The organism is Desulfobotulus mexicanus (assembly GCF_006175995.1).
GTDB classification, from domain to species: domain Bacteria; phylum Desulfobacterota; class Desulfobacteria; order Desulfobacterales; family ASO4-4; genus Desulfobotulus; species Desulfobotulus mexicanus.
The window spans coordinates 207,911-226,032 of the sequence record NZ_VDMB01000001.1 but is presented as its reverse complement, the minus strand read 5'-3'; the positions used below and the strand labels follow the sequence as shown (position 1 = coordinate 226,032).

The following is an 18,122-nucleotide window of genomic DNA, read 5'->3' as shown; positions in this document are numbered from 1 at the left end:
TTCAAAAACATACAAAAAACTTTAATTTACAACTCAATGCAAAAGCAAATTAAACCTGTTGATTATCAATACAATTTCTCCTAGACATTTTTTCCCAAATCAGATCCGAAATATCACACTGTGGCATATATCCATCCACGTTTTCCATAAGAATACGCCGGATGGCATCACAATCACAAAACGCCGGAGCCCCATGGGGGAAACAATAATTCATAGCCCCATGAATACGATCCAGACAAAGGGAAAATCCATGCCAGTCCGGGTGTGCTTCATGGGCTCGAAAAATTTTGGGATGGGATGTACTTTCCTTACCTGCTATATCAATAAGTAACTCTTCAAACAGTTTCTCGCCAGGCCGCAATCCAGTAAACACGATTTCTATATCCCCATCACTATTATCACTGTCTTTTATACTGCTGCCCGAAAGAAGAATCATTCTGCGGGCAAGTGACAGAACAGAAACAGGTTCTCCCATATCCAGCAAAAAAACATCGCCTCCTCTGGCCATCGCACCGGACTGAATCACCAGTTCTGCAGCCTCAGGAATGGTCATAAAATAACGGGTCATATCCGGATGCGTAACGGTTACAGGACCGCCTGCTTCTATCTGTTTTCTAAAAAGTGGAATCACAGACCCAGAAGATCCTAACACATTACCAAAGCGCACCATGCTGAAGCATGTTCTGTTTTCTACACCAAAGGCCTCTTCTCTGGGAATCAAAAGGGGCTGATCCAACACGGCTACCTGACTTAAGGCCTGCAGGAGCATCTCCGCCATCCGCTTGGTAGCCCCCATGACATTGGCAGGGCGTACGGCTTTATCCGTTGAAATCAGGATAAAGTGCTCCACCCCTGCAACCATGGCTGCCTGAGCCACAACCAGCGTACCAAATACATTGTTTCGGACCCCTTCAGCCATATTCTGTTCAACCAGGGGAACATGCTTGTATGCGGCTGCGTGATAAACGGTATGAATATCAAAAGCTCTGAGTGCTGCGAGTACTCGTCCCCATGCGCAGACAGATGCCAGAACCGGAACAATAAGGGTTTCAATGGATTCTCTGGACCGAAGTTGAAGAAGTTCCCGTTCAATTTTATAAAGGGCAAATTCAGAGTGCTCAAAAAGTACAAGCAACTCAGGATTTTGCCTCAGAGCCTGACGGCAGAGTTCAGAACCAATAGATCCTCCGGCACCGGTAATCATCACATTTTTTCCTGTGATGCAATGAGACAAAAGCTCCTTTTGGGCTGCAACAGGATCACGCCCCAGTAAATCAGCAATATCCACATCCTGAATATCCTGAACAGCTACCCTGCCTTCGGCGACTTCATTCACGCTGGGCAGGGTTTTTACATGCACATTCAAAGGCTCAAGCATATTAATAATCTGCTGTTTTCTGGACCTTGATACGGAAGGCATGGCCAGAAGGACATAACGCAGGTCATATCTTTCAATTAAACCTGAAAGGCTTGCGGGAGAAAAGACTCGATAACCCGCCATAACCCGCCCATGCAGTTTCTTATCATCATCAATAAAAGCCACAGGAAGAAATTCCCTGCTGCGCACCAAAGCTCCCATGACCTCAAAACCTGCGGCACCCGCACCATATACCACTACTGGTGAGGCATGTGTTTTAGTTCTTTTTATTACCGGAAGAAAAAGTCCCCGGACCTGCATATTCCGGTTTACAATATTCCTTGCCAGAAAACGGCTACCTCCGATAAAAAAAACGCACAAGAACCAATAGTTAACAACTATAGATCGTGGAACCACAGTCCCTTCAGGCACAAAAAAAGTAAAATCCCTGAACCAGAAAAAAAACAAGGCAAGCAAAAGAGAAGAAAGGGTAACGGCATGAAAAATGGTTTTCAGAGCATCTGAGCCAATATAACGAATAATAGCCCGATAGAGGCCCATGCGGATAAAAACAGGTATGGACAGAAGCGGTGCCGCAATAAAAACCCATATAAGATCCTTTACATGAACAGCACTATGCCCCATTCGTAAAACAAACGCCAGCCAGAGAGCAAAAATGACAAAAAAACAATCTACAATAAGGCAAAGCAATCTTTTCTGCCATCTGGGAATACCGACAAGAAAATCTACAGTTTTTTTTATTGATAACATAAATAAATCCAGCAAAACCCAACATTATTAAGATCATATATCCAACTCATGACACCCTGTCTCCAGCCCCATGACCCGATAATGTCATAAAAATATAATAAAAATAACTCTTAATACTTAATGTCCGTAGCATCAAAGCATCCGTTTCAGCAAGTAGGGCTGGGCCAGACATATCAATTCCATTCACCTGAGCCAGACCTGTAATACCCGGAAGAGCTTCGAAAACTCTGCGCTTCGCCCGTTCTGAAGTCAGATCTTTCTGATTAAACAGCCCCGGACGCGGTCCAACAAGACTCATATCCCCTTTCAGAACATTCCACAACTGAGGCAACTCATCCAGCTTCGTCCTGCGAAGAAAATGTCCAAAACGTGTAATGGCAGCAGCGCTGGCTAAATGGCTGGCAACGGAAGGCGTATCAAGCTTCATGGTCCGAAACTTAATCAGGGTAAAGGGTTTCTGATGCCGTCCTACCCTTTCCTGTCTGAAAATTGGTGAGCCCGTGTCAAAATACCCAATTACTGCCAGAAGCAGGAGCACAGGAAAACCAAACACCAGACCTGCCAGAGAAAATATAAAATCAAAAAAGCGGATCACTTAATACACCTCCTCAAACCTTCTTCCACAGATAAAGGTGGCTTCCAGCCCAGCAGTTCAATATTTTTGCTTATATCCACACGAAGCGAACCCAAAAGACGCTGAGCCACTACTTTTTTACCCAGTAATACAGCTCCAAAGTGAAGCCAGCTATCAGGAACAGGCAGTAAACGGGAAGGCCTTCCCATGGATTTACCCACTGCACGAAGAAGGTCAGTTGTGGAAATATCGTTTCCGTCACTGACCAAAAAAACTTCATTGGCTGCTGAGGCATGCTTCGCACAAAGCACAATAAAATCTGTAAGATTCTCCAAAGAAACCATGCTGCGAAGATTATTTACTGCGCCCAAGGGCAAAGGCAGTCCTTTATCCAACCATATAAGTATTTTGTTGAAGTTGCCCTTTACCCCAGGACCATAAACCAGCACAGGCCTGATAACAACCAGTTCCATTCCTGTATCTGAAGCAACTTCCCAAAGACCTTTTTCTGCCTCCATTTTAGAAATGCCATAAGCATCACGGGGATTATACATATCATCAGGTTTAAAAAAAGAAATTCTGGAAGTTTCCTCTCCGTTTACCTTTATGGAACTTAAAAAAATAAAACGCCTGACACCCGCCTTTGCAGCCTGTCGTGCGAGATTCAGGGTTCCTTCCACATTCACTTTCCGAAACTCCGCAAGGGGATCAGCAGCCCGATCCTGCATCACATGCACGCGGGCAGCACAGTGAACAACAATATCCTGATCTTTAAGAATTTCATGCCAATTCTGCTTTTCATCCAAATTATCAATTTTTTTGACCGTACAATTTTCAGGGAAATTCTCTAAATAAGCAGAACGCACAACAGCTGTCAGAATGTAACCCTTCCCAGATAGTGAAGCCAGTAAATATTTCCCAATAAAACCATTTGCACCTGTTACTGCTAATCTCATTTTTTCACCTAAAAATTATTTACAAATCAATTCCAAGTACACTTTCTAATAAGTAACGCACGCCATGTTACGACGTTCTGTAATAGAGTGACTTGTTGCCAGATTCAAAATCATTTTGAGCACAGATAGATAATTAGCCAATCCTTAAGCACCTGAATTGTAAGAACTAAATCCAGGCTACTCAGAAGTTCGGACCTAATCTAGAATATATAATATTCCGATAAGATGCTTAAAGAATCAGCTACCAGATCTATGCCGCACGATAAATAAACCTATCCGCCAGGACAGGATCCATAACCTTCTGGCAACTACACTGACACAGGGGGCCGGGACAGGGTGCTAATCATTACAACCTTTTAAAATATTGAGAAGGCCTGGATAAAAGCTTTAAAAATAGCGCAGTTAACGGCTGAGGAACACCGTTAATCCTGTACGCCTTATAGCATTCGATGTTCGCTTTAAAAATATTCCACAAACTCTGGTTGCTTGTTCCTCCACATCTCATTTTAACCAAAATTTTAGAAATATAAAAAGGCCTTACATTATATCGCTCAATAAAACGCAGCATAATTTCTATATCTGATGCAATCATAAAGCTCTCATCAAAATTACCAAATTTTAAATAGAGTTCTTTTTTTACAAAAAAAGTAGGATGTGGTGGATGCCATCCTCTCTGAAAAAGACCATGCTTGTACGGTGAAGATTTCCAATATCGAACAATACGTTCAGTATGAACAGCATCAACATAAACAAGATCACCGAAAACACAATCTACCTGTTCCCTTTCGAAAGTTTCTGCAACTTTTGACAAAATCCGATTATTGGCATAAAAATCATCGCTGTTCAAAATACCAACAATATCTCCCGTTACCAAAGCCAAGCCCTTATTCATAGCTGAATAGATACCGTTATCCGGTTCACTAACAATCTTAGCAATTCGATTTTTGAAATTAGAAATTATTTTGAGAGTATCATCAGAAGATCCACCATCAATAATGATATATTCAACATCGGAATGAGTCTGAGAGAACACAGATTTTATAGTATCCAATATTGTAGACTGACTATTATAGCATACTGTTATAATTGATATCTTCAAGATGTTCCTTTTCATTTCAACAAATATTAAAAACCGCAATAAAGATAGCAGCACAGGATACAAGACAAATTTATTATTAATATCTTTACCACAGCCAAATAACTTTAAAATACAAGAATCCGAGAAAAGCCCAGAAACATAACAGCACAACAATACAAAATCAGATCAATAATAACCTATTCCCTGAAGTTTTCCTGATGACTTATAAACCAGCCGTAAGCATCAGCAAGGCCTTCTTCCAGAGCAATACTGGCTTCCCAGCCAAGAGAACGGAGACGGGAAACATCCAGCAATTTCCGAGGGGTTCCATCGGGCTTTGTTGTGTCAAAGGTGAGACGACCCCGAAAACCCGTAACCTTTGCAATAGTCTCTGCAAGCTCACGTATGGTACAATCCACACCCGTACCCACATTGATATGAGAAAGCATGGGAAGGGTGTGAGCCTTGTATGTGGTTTCATCCAGCTGCATCACATACGCAGAAGCAGCAGCCATATCATCCACATGCAGAAATTCACGCATAGGAGTACCACTGCCCCAGATCACCACTTCATCTATATTCTGCAGCACAGCCTCATGGAAACGGCGCAGGAGAGCAGGTATCACATGACTGTTTTCAGGATTAAAATTATCTCCAGGCCCATATAGATTTGTGGGCATTACACTACGATAATCTCTTCCATATTGACGGTTATAGCTCTCGCAAAGTTTGATGCCCGCAATCTTGGCAATAGCATAGGGTTCATTTGTCGGCTCCAGCACACCTGTCATAAGAGCTTCTTCAGTCATAGGCTGTATCGCTTCCCTTGGATAAATACAACTACTCCCAAGAAAAAGAAGTTTCTGAACACCACCCAGATGGGCTGCATGTATAACGTTGGCCTCAACCATAAGATTTTCATATATAAATTCAGCAGGATATGCGTTATTTGCATAAATGCCACCAACCTTGGCCGCAGCGAGATAAACCTGATCTAACTTCTCAGATAACATGAAATCGGAAACAGATTTCTGGTCCAGAAGATTAAGTTCCTGACGGGTTCGGGTGAGAATATTAGCATACCCTAATGTCTGCAAACGCCGGACAATGGCGCTTCCCACCATGCCTTTGTGACCTGCCACAAAAATTTTTTCATTATGGCCTAGCGTTTCTGTTTCCATAAAAACCTCACCTTCCATGAAAATCCCTTTTTCCCTAGAATACAGCTTACTGCATAAAGAAAAAAAACTACTCAAAGGAAACGGGGACTCCATATCCATTTTGCTTTAAAAGAGCGTGGCGCCTTGCAATACGCAGGTCTTCATTCACCATTTCAGCACACATTTCCTGCACTGTAATTTCAGGAACCCAACCCAGCTTTTCCTTTGCTTTGGATGGATCTCCCAAGAGGGATTCCACCTCCGTTGGCCTGAAATAGCGTGGGTCAATGCGCACAAGCACATCACCGGGCTGAATAAATGGAGCTTTATCTCCCTCCACAGAGTCCACAACAGCAACTTCATCCACTCCAACTCCCTCAAAACGTAAGACAAGCCCCAGCTCTGAAGCAGACCAGAGAATGAACTGCCGCACGCTGTACTGCTTTCCTGTGGCAATGACATAGTCTTCCGCAAAATCCTGCTGGAGCATCAGCCACTGCATGCGAACATAATCTTTGGCATGGCCCCAGTCTCGCAAGGCATCAAGATTGCCCATATAAAGACAGGACTCAAGGCCTTGAGCGATATTGGAAAGGCCACGGGTGATTTTACGGGTCACAAAGGTTTCTCCCCTACGGGGGGATTCATGGTTGAAAAGAATACCATTGCAGGCATACATGCCATAGGCCTCCCTGTAGTTCACCGTAATCCAGTATGCGTAAAGTTTGGCAACAGCATAGGGGCTTCTGGGATAAAAGGGTGTGGTTTCTTTCTGGGGAGTTTCCTGCACAAGACCAAAAAGCTCGCTGGTGCTTGCCTGATAAAAACGGGTTTTCTTCTCAAGGCCCAGAATGCGGATGGCCTCCAGAATTCTCAAAGTACCCATGGCATCCACATCTGCCGTGTATTCAGGGGATTCAAAACTTACCGCCACATGGCTCTGAGCCGCAAGGTTATAGACTTCATCTGGCTGAATTTCCTGAATAATGCGGGTGAGATTGGAAGAATCCGCAAGATCTCCGTAATGGAGCTTAAAACGCATGTTTTCGACATGGGGATCTTCATAGATGTGATCGATACGCTGGGTATTGAAAAGTGACGCACGGCGTTTGATTCCGTGAACCTCATAGCCTTTTTCAAGGAGAAACTCGGCAAGATAACTACCGTCCTGACCAGTGATTCCGGTTATAAGAGCTTTTTTCATATTAGGTAAAACTCCTGCAGTAAAATCATTTATCCTGACAAACCAAGCCATTACAACTTTTTTTTAATAAATTCATCCTGCCATAACTTAATTTTCTATTATAATGGCCTGCTAAAATACCAACAAACAGCCAAAAAATCACCCCTGTATTGGGTTGAAAAAGCGTATTTGCTCCAAAGTTATTAATGAGGATCATTATTAATAACCCATAAAAACAATATAAATTATTCTGCATTAAGCTATCAGAACTCCTTACAGAAAACCTAACAGCTCGTTTTATTTGTTTAATCAAATAAAAAATCAAAACTAAAAAAATTAAGAGGTATACAATACCACCAGAAAACCAGAGATCGAAAAAACCATTATGGTTCATAGGACCTTCCTGGGCTAATGTACCTGCCATTGCCTTAAAACCGGCTCCAACAATGAGAATTTCCTCGCCATAAGCATGCAAAACTTTTTTAGGCAGCAAAACAAGTCTTTGCCCCATACTTTCCAAAAGAGTGTAATCATAGTAAGCTTTAGCGGTTTCTTTTTGATCTGAAGTTATTGTTTCACTAAAATTTGAAGCCATAAATCCTATTAAATATTTTTCCGCTACTTCTGACCTAATAATAAAAACCATCAAAAGAACTAATATAAATAAGGTTTTTAATAAAGACCGAACAAGCACACACTTTGATATTTTACCCGAAAACCATAAATATATAAAAAAGGCCAAAAGAATATTAACTAAAGACGCCTTTTGTAAACTAAAAATCATACCTACCAATATAGACAAAACCAATCCGAATCTTATGCTACTATTAATATTGGAAAGCAGCAACAAAACCACAAGACCAGCACCACCTGCAATACCAGTAACGGTTACACTTCCCATAAGGCTGCTATACCTTGGCATTCCAGCCCTTTCAAAAACAGAGCTAAACCAGTTGATTGGCCCTATAAAATGCTGCAAGGGGACTGTAGAACAACTTACAGCTATAAACACAGCATAAAAAATCAATATTTTTCTAACTTGTTCTTCATTATTAATATACAAATAGCCAAAAATACCCATCGGCATTAATAAAAAAAACCGCAAAAACCCATTGAGAAAATCGCTCGCTTCATGGGTAAATGCAGAAATAAAAACAACATAAAAACTGAAAAGTATAAAAAGCAAATAAGAGAAATAAAGATGGTTTGTTTTTATCATTAAGGTTTTTTGATTCAAAACACCAAAAAAAAGGACAATATACAAAGAACCAATCAGCCCAAACATTAAAACCATGCTTAGATTACGAAGCAAATGCAAGTTAATGCAAACAAACAAAGCAAAAAGTAAATTATATGCTCTAATCATTTTTTTTCTTCACTTCTTAATCCAGCTACTCCTTTAGCCATTATAAATTGCTTAAGCCTTCTCCCTACAGTAAATATGAACATTAAAAACTTAGAATCCTGTTTATATTCAATACTCAGTAACCATAAAAGAAAAACCATATAAATAGCTGAAAAATACATGCGCTGCCCGATCATTTCTTTAATTACAACTTTTTTTCTAAATGATCTAAGATTCATATAATGCAAATTATATCTTTTACTGGTTTTATAATCAATTAAACACTCTGGTTCTCTCACTCTGTATTTACAGGTATAAACATCCAACAATTCAAATCGATAACCCAATCTGGAAAGCATTAAAATAAAAGGGTAATCTTCCATCATTTCATACTCTTCATTATAAAACCCAACCCGTTTTAAAAGATTTATGCTATAAAATCCACCAACAATTATACTGAACGGAGTTGTCAATCTCAGTAGTGCTTTGTACTGCTCATCTCTTTTTTTATTAAAAAAATAATCGTAATTAAACCTGTCATCTTTTATCTTAGTCTTGATATAATCTGTTTCTTCATTCTCAGAAAATGGTAAAACCCTCGAAAAACAAAATTCCAGCTCATTGTTTAAGCAAAATTGCAATAAATCTTCTATGCAATTTTCTAAAAGAAGATCATCAGCAGCTATCAGCTTTACATATTGACCATTAGCAGATTTCAGTCCTCTGTTACAATTTGCTGTTATACCTGTATTTTTATTATTTGCCACAAGCTTACACATCTTAAATAAGCTTTTGTTCTCATTCAACCAGCCATCTGCAAGCAAAACCGTTTTGTCGGTTGAACCGTCATCACTTATAATAAGTTCTAAATTTTTATATGTCTGCCATTTTACACTTTCTAAAACATCCAGAATATATTTTTCAGAGTTGTATGAAATGATCACAACACTTACAAGATTCTTATTATTCATTGCCAAAATCCTTTACAAATGTACCAACCGTATTCATAAAATTTCACTTTTAACAACCCAAATCATTATCAATAAATACAATGCATAATTAGTTGCATAAGCATATGTAACCCCAACCAGTCCATAAAAACCTACAAAATAGAAGGTTAAAGCCACAAAAGAAGCTGCAAAAATAATCTCCGTACAGATAAAAGCCTTGATCATAGCCTTAGCCAACATTAAATAAGCTAGCAACCAAGAGACAATCTTTACAACATCCCCCACAAGCTGAACCAGAAAAAGTTCCCGCATGGGATAAAAATCCGGAGTAAAAAGAAGTAAGATAATAAAATCTTTCAGGATAAAAATTCCTGCTGACAGCAATGTTACTATAGGGAAAATAATTGCGTAGCCATTCAATATTTCTCTGCGAAGTTCAGCCTTCTCTTTAATCTCTGAAAGCCTTGGCAAGTAATAGATGCTTAAAGATGTTGTCACAACCATGAGGTACATGGTGGAAATATACCAGATAGCCTGCCAGTAACCAGCCTCATCCCATCCAAGGGTTTCTCCCAAAAAATTTCGTATAATAAGGTGGGATACAGGAACCGTTGCTGCAGAAGTCAGGGTCATGGCAGCGTAACCCAGGAGTTTTTTACCTTCCGGCCTACTGAAACCCTTACAAAAATTATAAAGACGGATAGTGGAATGTTTCCGAAGGAGGTATAAAACTACAAAAAAAACAACAGACTGATTGGTTGCAAGGGCAAGCAAAGCACCGTGCAAGCCCATAAAAACTATAAGAACAGATGTAAAAACAAGACTATAAAGGCTTTGTATAATACTAATACTTACAAAAGTTTTTATCTCTTTAAGTCCGTTAATAATGGATAAAAGAAAATTATTCAGAACAAAAAGCACAGCTGTAAAACCAAAAACCACAAAAACATATGCATAATCCCCTGATTTTAAAAACCACTCAGAAAGCCATGGTGCTGCTGCAATGGTTGCAACACCAACCACCAATGAGCACACAATACTTATTCTGGCCGCTGTGCTAAACAGCATTGGAATCTTTAAGCTTTCCTTACCATATTCTGCAGTATATTTTGTCACACCGCTATTGATGGCACCTTGCGCAAGGGTCATCGTTAATTGCATAAAATTATGAAACTGTCCCACCAGTGCAAGCCCGGACGGGCCAATATAAATAGAAACAGCCTTGTTGATCACAAGGCCGGAAATCATTTTGACTGCTGTGGCTATAAAGGTAAGAAAAGATGTCTTAATTAAATTCATTGAGAACCTTTATCACCTCAAAAACATCAATTTTACAGATTATCGATCCCATAGGCAGACTCAAAACCTCCCTGTGAATCTGCTCCGTAAGGGGTAATCTAATCCCCTTCCATGCCCCATAAGCTTTCTGTTTATGTGGAGCTACAGGATAATGGATCAGGGTCTGAATACCCTTTTCAGCGAGATATGCCTGCAAAGCATCCCGTCTCTGACAGCGCAGTACGAAAAGATGGAAAACATGGGAAGCATCCTCCTTCCAGGCAGGAAGTAAAATTTCAGGGTGATTTATGCCCTCCATATACTGCCTTGCCACAGCCTGTCTTTTTTCAATGTCCTTATCCAAATGGAAAAGCTTCACCCTCAAAAGGGCGGCCTGTATTTCATCCAGCCTGCTGTTGACACCCTGATAAAGGTTTTCATACTTTATATGGCTTCCATAATTGCCAAGGGCACGGATGGTGAGGGCCAGTTCTTCATCATGGGTGGTAACAGCTCCGGCATCGCCTAAAGCCCCAAGGTTTTTTCCCGGATAAAAACTGAAACCAGCCGCATCCCCCCAGCTTCCTGCCTTTTTACCGCCGATGATGGCACCATGGGCCTGAGCCGCATCTTCCAGCACTAACAGATCATTCTTTTCCGCAATTTCCTTAATGGCTGGCATATCCGCCATCTGCCCGTAAAGATGCACAGGCAGAATAGCCTTTGTTTTTGAATCGAGAAATTTAAGAATTTCTGAAGGACTGATATTAAAAGTTGCAGGATCCGGCTCCACCAGTACGGGGATCAGGCGGTTTTCCGTGATGGCAAGGATACTGGCAATGTAAGTATTGGCCGGTACAAGAATTTTATCCCCTTCCTTGAGCCTGCCCATTTCCTTCCAGGCCCTGAGGGTCAGGGTCAGGGCATCCAGGCCGTTGGCAACGCCAATACAGAAAGGCGTTCCGCAGTATGCAGCAAATTCCGATTCAAAGGCTTTCACCTGCTGCCCCTGAATGTACCAGCCGCTATGCAGTACCCCGTCAAAGGCCCTTTCAAGCTCCGAGGCATGGGCTTCGTTGATGGCTTTCAAATCCAGAAAAGCAATGTTCTTTTCTTCCTGAACCGGAAGGGATAAAAAATCATCTATGGAAACCGCATACTCGGAAGCACGAAGGAAAGCCGTATCACGGGTAATGATTTTTGCCCCGACAATTTTTGCGGATGCCTCGATAAGGTAGTCCTCCGTGTCTCTTTGAAACAGGGGATCATTCACATCCAGATAGGCAGGTGTTTTTATCAAGGTAAAAAATTTTAAAAAAAGCTGCCATTCCTCCTGAAGGATATGCAGGGGTCTGCTTTTTCTGCCTTCCTTAAAAAAAATAAAAGCTATGGTATGCAACTGTGAGGTAGAAAGGTAAATAGTTGGAAGAGCTTTCAGCTTTTGAAAAAGCTCATAGATTCTTGGAGATGTATCCAGCCTGTCCAGCAGAATATCCAGTGCGATGTTCACATCTATGAGAAATTTATTTTCCATATTTTTCCATCAGGGCTTCGGCAAGAATGTCGTCATCACTGCGGCTGCTGGTATGGTTATAGTTTTCCGGAAGGTGTTTCAGCTTGAATGAAAGATAGTCATCCCCGCCTAAGATATCATTGAGCTCCCTGAGCTTAGCGATGGTATCGCTTTGACCAACCCGAAACAAAATGGCTTCAAGGGAGGGGTCAATCTCCACATAAAAAGAATCCAGCTCCAGATCCGTATTTTCCAGAATCGGAATAACATAACTAGAGCCCTGTCTTATGACTTTGACCTTCATCTTTCTAAGTCCTGTCTCTTACAAAAAATGACTTCAATGCTTCTGGATTCCAGATACCGATAAGCTTCAGGCACATCCATTCTACCACTTTTTACCTGGGCCTTAAATTTATGGCATGAATGGGATCCGCCTATTTATTTAAAGCTGTTCTGATCTCAATACATCAAAAAGACTTTCCGCTTAAAAACCTCAAAACTCTGGCAGGGTTACCCGCAACAACAGCATACGGTTCCACATCTTCTGTAACAACAGTCCCTGCACCAACCATGGCATATTCACCAACTGTCACCCCGGGAAGCAAGGTTGCATTGGCACCTATACTGGCTCCCCTCCTGATTGTTATACCGAAAAAACGATCAGGATATACCTTTGATCTTGGCATGGGATCATTGGTGAATGTAGCATTGGGACCAATAAAAACATCAGATTCAATACGTGCACCATCCCATAAATACACACCAGATTTAACCGTCACCCTGTCTCCGATGATGACATCACCTTCTATAAGGGTATGGGCACAGATATTACAGTCTTCACCCAGAACAGCATCCTCAAAAACAACCGCATACTGCCATATCCGGGTGCCTGTGCCTATCTTATCCGTTTTTACATCAGCAAGAGGATGAATGATGTACATCACAAACCCCATTTAAAAAAGTATCGTAATCCCGGATATAATCCCCTTCATCATAATACTCACTGGCAAACACCATCAATACACAGTTCGGGCTGAAATCATGCATCTCCCGCCAGATCATATCTCCAATCAGAAGGCCCTTTGACGGAGAATCCAGCCAGGCTTCCTCGCGGATTCTTCCATCGTCCAGAACCATCCTGCATTTTCCACTGACGCATACTGCCACCTGCTGCAGGGATTTGTGGGCATGAAACCCTCTGGCAACGCCTTCATCGGTTCCGAAAATATAGTACACCCTTTTTATCTCAAAGGGGATATTCATTCCGCCCTCAATGGCCACAAGGGAGCCTCTTTCATCACCCCGTACAACAAAATCAATCCAATTAAGAAGTGTCATGTTTTCTCCCTGCAGAGCCTCAGCAGATACTGGCCATAACCAGACTTTTTCAGCATTTCTCCTGCCTTGCAAACATCTTCTCTACTCAGCCAGCCATTATTCAGGGCTATCTCTTCGAGACAGGCAACCTTCAGCCCCTGCCGTGTTTCTATCGTCTGCACAAACATACCTGCTTCCTGAAGGCTTTCATGGGTTCCCGTATCCAGCCATGCAAAGCCCCTGCCCAGAAGCTCTACATGCAGGGTTTCACGCTTCAGGTATTCTTTATTTATGCTGGTTATCTCGAGCTCTCCCCTATCCGAGGGTTTTACTTCCTTCGCAATCCGAACGACCTCATTATCATAAAAATAAAGACCAGTCACAGCATAATTGGATTGAGGGCTGGCTGGTTTTTCTTCAATGGAAACGGCTCTCCTGTTTTCATCAAAAGCTACAACGCCAAATCGTTCAGGATCTCTCACCTGATATCCAAACACTGTGGCCCCTATTTCTCTGGCTGCGGCTTCTTTAAGTTTGGGTGTAAAACCCTGCCCGTAAAAGATGTTATCCCCCAGCACCAGGCATACCTTGTCTTTTCCGATGAAGTCTTCACCAATGATGAAGGCTTGGGCCAGGCCATCCGGGGAGGCCTGAACAGCATAACTCAAGCTGATGCCGAAATCCGAACCATCTCCCAAAAGCCTCTCGTAGGAAGACTGGTCTTCCGGGGTTGTGATCACAAGGATATCCCGTATGCCCGCCAGCATAAGAACAGAGATGGGATAATAGATCATAGGCTTATCATAGATAGGCAGAAGCTGCTTGGATACACCCCTTGTTATGGGATACAATCGGGTACCAGAGCCTCCGGCAAGAACAATGCCTTTTATCATAGCAATCAAAAAAAGGGTTCTCCCCTTTTCCTTTCTTCTTAAAAGTTACTTCTTCTTTTTCACATTAAACATTTACACAATTTTATTGTTTTAAACTTTTCTGATTACCGATCCAGCCCTTTAAGGAATGGCATAATACGACTGCAAACTTAAAAAAGAAGCGCATAAAGCTTACCTTCTAACCAGACTGGATCGGGGAGTATCTTACAGTGATTTTGCCATCAGCTCACCCACCAGCCTGGAAAAGCGGGAGGGGTTTTCAATGCGGCCGCCTTCACTGACCACGGCAAGGTCAAAGATCATGGCAGCCCAGTCTTTCATGGAAGGGTCTGCGGGATCTGCGCCAAAGCGTTCCTTAAGCCGTTCAAGTACAGGATGGGCCGTATTCAGCTCCAGTACCCTTTTTTGTTTGGGCATTTCCTGACCTGAAGCCTGCATGACCTTTTCCATGAAAGCACTCATGGCAAAGGCATCGGCGGAAAGGCAGGCTACGGACTCCTTGAGCCGGGCTGAAGCCTTGACCTCTTTTACGTCCTCTTCCAGTTCTTTTTTGATGAATTCAAAGAGACCCTTATAGCTTTCGGCCACCTCTTCGGAAGGTTTTTCCAGTTCAAGGTCGCCCTTTTCGGCACTTTTCAGGGGCTTGCCGTCAAATTCCCTCAGGCTGTCCACCACCCACTCATCCACGGGATCCGTCATGAGCAGCACTTCATAATCCTTGGCTTTCAAAGCTTCCAGATGGGGGCTGTTTATCAGGGCCGTAAGATTTTCACCTGAAAGGTAGTAGATGGCTTCCTGTCCTTCGGCCATGTTTTCCACGTATTCCTTGAGACCTTTGAGTTTTTCTCCGGATTTTGTGGTGGGATAGCGCAGAAGTTCTGCAATTTTTTCCTTGTTTTCAAAATCCGTGGGAATACCTGCCTTGAGCATGGGGCCGAATTCTTTCCAGAAGGAGAGGTATTTTTCATCTTCCATTTTGGAAAGCAGGTCAAAGACCCTCTTTACAATGTTTTTGCGTATATTGCGCACAAGGCTGTTCTGCTGGAGAATTTCACGGCTGACGTTGAGGTCCAGATCCGGTGCATCCACAACACCGTGAACAAAGCCTAAGTATTCAGGCAGAAGCTCCTTGCAATCGTCCATGACAAAGACCCGCTTGCAGTAAAGGTGCAGGCCATGTCTTCTGTCCCTCTGGAAGAGGTCAAAGGGAGCTTTGGAGGGAATGAAAATGAGAACGTCATATTCCACGGCTCCTTCCAGATGCAGGTGCAGTTTTTCTGCGGGTTCATCCCAGTTTTTTGAGATATGACGGTAGAACTCCGTGTATTCTTCGTCTTTTACCTCATCTTTTTTTCTCGCCCAGATGGCCTTCATGGAATTTAATGTTTCATCCTTGCGCACCTTGCGCATGGTTTTCTTTGCTTTGCCTTCCTCATCCTTTTCCTGCTCTTCCTCGGGAATAGGCTCATGGGATTCCGTCTCCATGAGAATTGGATAGGCAATGAAGTCGGAATGGCGCTTGATGATGTCCTTGAGGGTCCATTCCTCGGTGAAATTGAGATCCCCTTCCTCACCGTCCTTCAGAAAAAGGGTGATACGGGTGCCCCTGCCTTCCTTTTCAAGCTCTGCCACGGAATACTCACCGCTGCCTTCGGATTCCCAGCGCACGCCTTTGTCCGCACCGGGGGTACGGCTTTCCACCACGACTTTGTCCGCCACAATGAAGGAAGAATAAAAACCCACACCGAACTGACCGATCAGCTCCGGGGTGAGGGTACCTTCTTTTCGGGTGGCCTCCAGGGCTTCCATGAAGCCGGCCGTACCGCTCTTTGCAATGGTGCCAAGGTTTTCAACGGCATCTTCAAAGCTCATGCCTATGCCGTTATCTTCTATGGTAAGAGTTTTATTCTCTTTATCCGGCGTAATGCGGATATAAAAATCTGTGTCACTTCCAAGAATTTCAGGGTCGGTCTGGGATTTGAATCTCAGCTTGTCTATGGCATCCGAGGCATTGGAGATCAGCTCCCTTAAGAAAATCTCCTTATTGGAATATAAGGAATGGATGATGAGGTTGAGCATCTGCTTAACTTCGGTCTGGAAGGCATGGGTTTCCTGCTTCATGGATCTTTTTCTCCTTGCTGTGGTACATTGAAAAACAAAGCTTGCACATGGTTTCAGTTTCCGACAAAAAATGGGGTGAAAAATGCACTTGTCAAGGGCAGACCTTGCAAGCAGCGGAAAGTGTTGTATCTTTTGTCACAGTTTGCTCTTTTAGGGTCTGTGTTTCTCCCCTCTCTCTGAGGGCTGGGCTTTACCTACAATTTTTATCAAGCCTGTTGAGTTGCAAAAATGTAGTTTTGAGGGTGTTCAAATGCTCTTTTTCCCTCACGTTCCTTAATGACCTTAATGACCTTAAAGTCCTTAACGACAATACTCACGACCGGCCTCAACGCTATAAAGGAGCAGGTAGGGCAGACACAATCTGCACCTGCGAATGAATTATGCAGCCCCTGTTTTGTAGGGGCAGGCCCCTGTGCCTGCCCCTTGGATGAGAGTTCCATAAAGAATATTCTCACCCAAGGGGGGGGAAGGCCTGCTGCCCACAATTTCCTCTATGTTAGTACCCCTGATTTCATAATTCCGGACTTATGGGTAAAGATAAGCCCTGAGGGAGAGGGGGCGGAGGTGAGGGCAAAAGGGCCCTGGAGAACCCTTAAAACTGTATTGTTATACCTTAACGGGCTTGATAAGCACTGTGAAGCCCAGTCCGCTGGCAGACGCAAAAACGGGCCATGCAATTTTTTTTGAATGAAGGATCGCATGGCTGAAAGTTCATGAAAATAATGCAATAAAGGTGAGAAAATATGGATTATCAGGGTATGATTTTTCGTCCCCCCAGCGAAGGGGATTCAATTCTGCTGCAGGTGACCGTGGGCTGTTCCCACAACAAATGCACCTTCTGTGAGATGTACAAGGCCAAGCGTTTTTCCATTAAAAGTGATGAACAGATTTTTAAGGACATAGACTACGCAGCAAGTAAGTACCGCCGCATCCGCAGGCTTTTTCTCTGTGACGGTGATGCCATGATCCTGCCCATGAAGAGACTGGTGCCCATTATGGAACGTATCAGGGAAAAGCTGCCCTGGCTGGAAAGGGTTGGAACCTACGCCAACACAAAAAGTATTGCCTCTAAAAGCGTTGAAGAAATGAAACAGCTTAAGGATCTGGGGCTTACCATTGCCTATTTTGGTCTTGAGACTGGAGATGATGTGACCCTGAAAGCCATCAATAAGGGAGCGGACAGTGCCCGTATGATAGAAATGGGCAAAAAGATTCGCTCCGCAGGGATCAAGCTGTCCATTACCGTCCTGAATGGCGTTGCCGGAAGGGAGCGCTCCATGATCCATGCAAAGGAAACGGGCAGGGTGCTGACGGCCATAGACCCTGAATTCGTGGGTGCCTTAAGCCTGATGCTGACTCCTGGGGCTCCTTTGAACAAGGACCATAAGGAAGGACGTTTTGAGCTGATCGGTGCCGAAGAAATGCTTCAGGAGCTGGGCATGATGATAGCCAGCACAGATCTTTCCGATGGACTTTTCCATGCCAATCACGCATCCAACTACCTGCCCATACGGGCCCATCTGCCTAAGGACAGGGATAAAACCCTCAAGATGATCAATGATGCCCTGGCAGGAAAGATTAAGCTGAAGCCCGAATACCTGAGGGCCCTTTAATCCCTGAAAAATT

Annotated in this window: 15 protein-coding genes and 2 pseudogenes; 1 reads left to right on the top strand and 16 read right to left on the bottom strand. The window is 43.0% G+C overall.

The window, feature by feature from the left end:
- Positions 1-49 precede the first annotated feature (49 nt).
- The 16 genes and pseudogenes from FIM25_RS00945 to htpG all read right to left on the bottom strand — a co-directional run bounded on the left by FIM25_RS00945 (position 50) and on the right by htpG (position 16,496).
- Positions 50-2,128, bottom strand: a complete 2,079-nt coding sequence (locus FIM25_RS00945) for a polysaccharide biosynthesis protein (RefSeq protein WP_139445236.1) — start codon at positions 2,126-2,128, stop codon at positions 50-52.
- Between the two features lie 46 nt (positions 2,129-2,174).
- Positions 2,175-2,723 carry a sugar transferase gene (locus FIM25_RS00940; protein ID WP_139445234.1) on the bottom strand — a complete coding sequence of 183 codons (549 nt, stop codon included), beginning with the start codon at positions 2,721-2,723 and terminating at the stop codon, positions 2,175-2,177.
- Complete coding sequence (locus FIM25_RS00935) at positions 2,720-3,658, bottom strand: UDP-glucose 4-epimerase family protein (protein WP_139445232.1); 939 nt, start codon at positions 3,656-3,658, stop codon at positions 2,720-2,722. Before FIM25_RS00935 ends, FIM25_RS00940 begins: the two co-directional genes overlap by 4 nt.
- 346 nt (positions 3,659-4,004) lie before the next feature.
- Positions 4,005-4,757, bottom strand: coding sequence for a glycosyltransferase family 2 protein (locus FIM25_RS00930; RefSeq protein WP_139445229.1), 753 nt, complete (start codon positions 4,755-4,757; stop codon positions 4,005-4,007).
- A gap of 176 nt (positions 4,758-4,933) precedes the next feature.
- Complete coding sequence (gene fcl / locus FIM25_RS00925; protein ID WP_139445227.1) at positions 4,934-5,917, bottom strand: GDP-L-fucose synthase; 984 nt, start codon at positions 5,915-5,917, stop codon at positions 4,934-4,936.
- A gap of 67 nt (positions 5,918-5,984) precedes the next feature.
- The gene (gene gmd / locus FIM25_RS00920; protein ID WP_139445225.1) at positions 5,985-7,100 is read right to left on the bottom strand and encodes a GDP-mannose 4,6-dehydratase; all 1,116 of its coding nucleotides are present in this window, start codon (positions 7,098-7,100) and stop codon (positions 5,985-5,987) included.
- A 25-nt stretch (positions 7,101-7,125) separates the two neighbouring features.
- Positions 7,126-8,445, bottom strand: a complete 1,320-nt coding sequence (locus FIM25_RS00915) for an O-antigen ligase family protein (protein ID WP_139445223.1) — start codon at positions 8,443-8,445, stop codon at positions 7,126-7,128.
- Positions 8,442-9,395: a glycosyltransferase family 2 protein gene (locus FIM25_RS00910; RefSeq protein WP_139445221.1), complete on the bottom strand. Its 954-nt coding sequence runs from the start codon at positions 9,393-9,395 to the stop codon at positions 8,442-8,444. Before FIM25_RS00910 ends, FIM25_RS00915 begins: the two co-directional genes overlap by 4 nt.
- Positions 9,396-9,428: 33 nt before the next feature.
- Positions 9,429-10,673, bottom strand: coding sequence for an O-antigen translocase (locus tag FIM25_RS00905; RefSeq protein ID WP_139445217.1), 1,245 nt, complete (start codon positions 10,671-10,673; stop codon positions 9,429-9,431).
- A complete protein-coding gene (locus FIM25_RS00900; RefSeq protein WP_139445215.1) occupies positions 10,660-12,186 on the bottom strand; it encodes a DegT/DnrJ/EryC1/StrS family aminotransferase in 1,527 nt (508 codons plus the stop codon). Before FIM25_RS00900 ends, FIM25_RS00905 begins: the two co-directional genes overlap by 14 nt.
- Entirely contained in the window at positions 12,176-12,469 is a 294-nt protein-coding gene (locus FIM25_RS00895; protein WP_139445213.1) for a hypothetical protein, read from the bottom strand. The genes FIM25_RS00900 and FIM25_RS00895 overlap by 11 nt, the downstream gene beginning before the upstream one ends.
- Positions 12,470-12,656: 187 nt before the next feature.
- Positions 12,657-12,851: pseudogene (locus FIM25_RS17830) on the bottom strand (DapH/DapD/GlmU-related protein); the annotation flags it as partial.
- Positions 12,852-12,872: 21 nt separating this feature from the next.
- A pseudogene (locus FIM25_RS17825) lies at positions 12,873-13,106 on the bottom strand (LbetaH domain-containing protein); the annotation flags it as partial.
- Positions 13,081-13,503 (bottom strand): sugar 3,4-ketoisomerase, encoded by a 423-nt coding sequence (locus tag FIM25_RS00885; protein ID WP_139445209.1) that lies wholly within the window; start codon positions 13,501-13,503, stop codon positions 13,081-13,083. The pseudogene FIM25_RS17825 and the gene FIM25_RS00885, both read right to left, overlap by 26 nt.
- Complete coding sequence (gene rfbA / locus FIM25_RS00880; protein WP_342774313.1) at positions 13,500-14,375, bottom strand: glucose-1-phosphate thymidylyltransferase RfbA; 876 nt, start codon at positions 14,373-14,375, stop codon at positions 13,500-13,502. The genes FIM25_RS00885 and rfbA overlap by 4 nt, the downstream gene beginning before the upstream one ends.
- 204 nt (positions 14,376-14,579) lie before the next feature.
- A complete protein-coding gene (gene htpG / locus FIM25_RS00875) occupies positions 14,580-16,496 on the bottom strand; it encodes a molecular chaperone HtpG (protein ID WP_139445206.1) in 1,917 nt (638 codons plus the stop codon).
- A gap of 743 nt (positions 16,497-17,239) precedes the next feature.
- On the opposite strand from htpG, the gene FIM25_RS00870 reads away from it, so the two are divergent.
- Positions 17,240-18,109: a radical SAM protein gene (locus FIM25_RS00870; protein WP_139445204.1), complete on the top strand. Its 870-nt coding sequence runs from the start codon at positions 17,240-17,242 to the stop codon at positions 18,107-18,109.
- Positions 18,110-18,122: the final 13 nt, after the last annotated feature.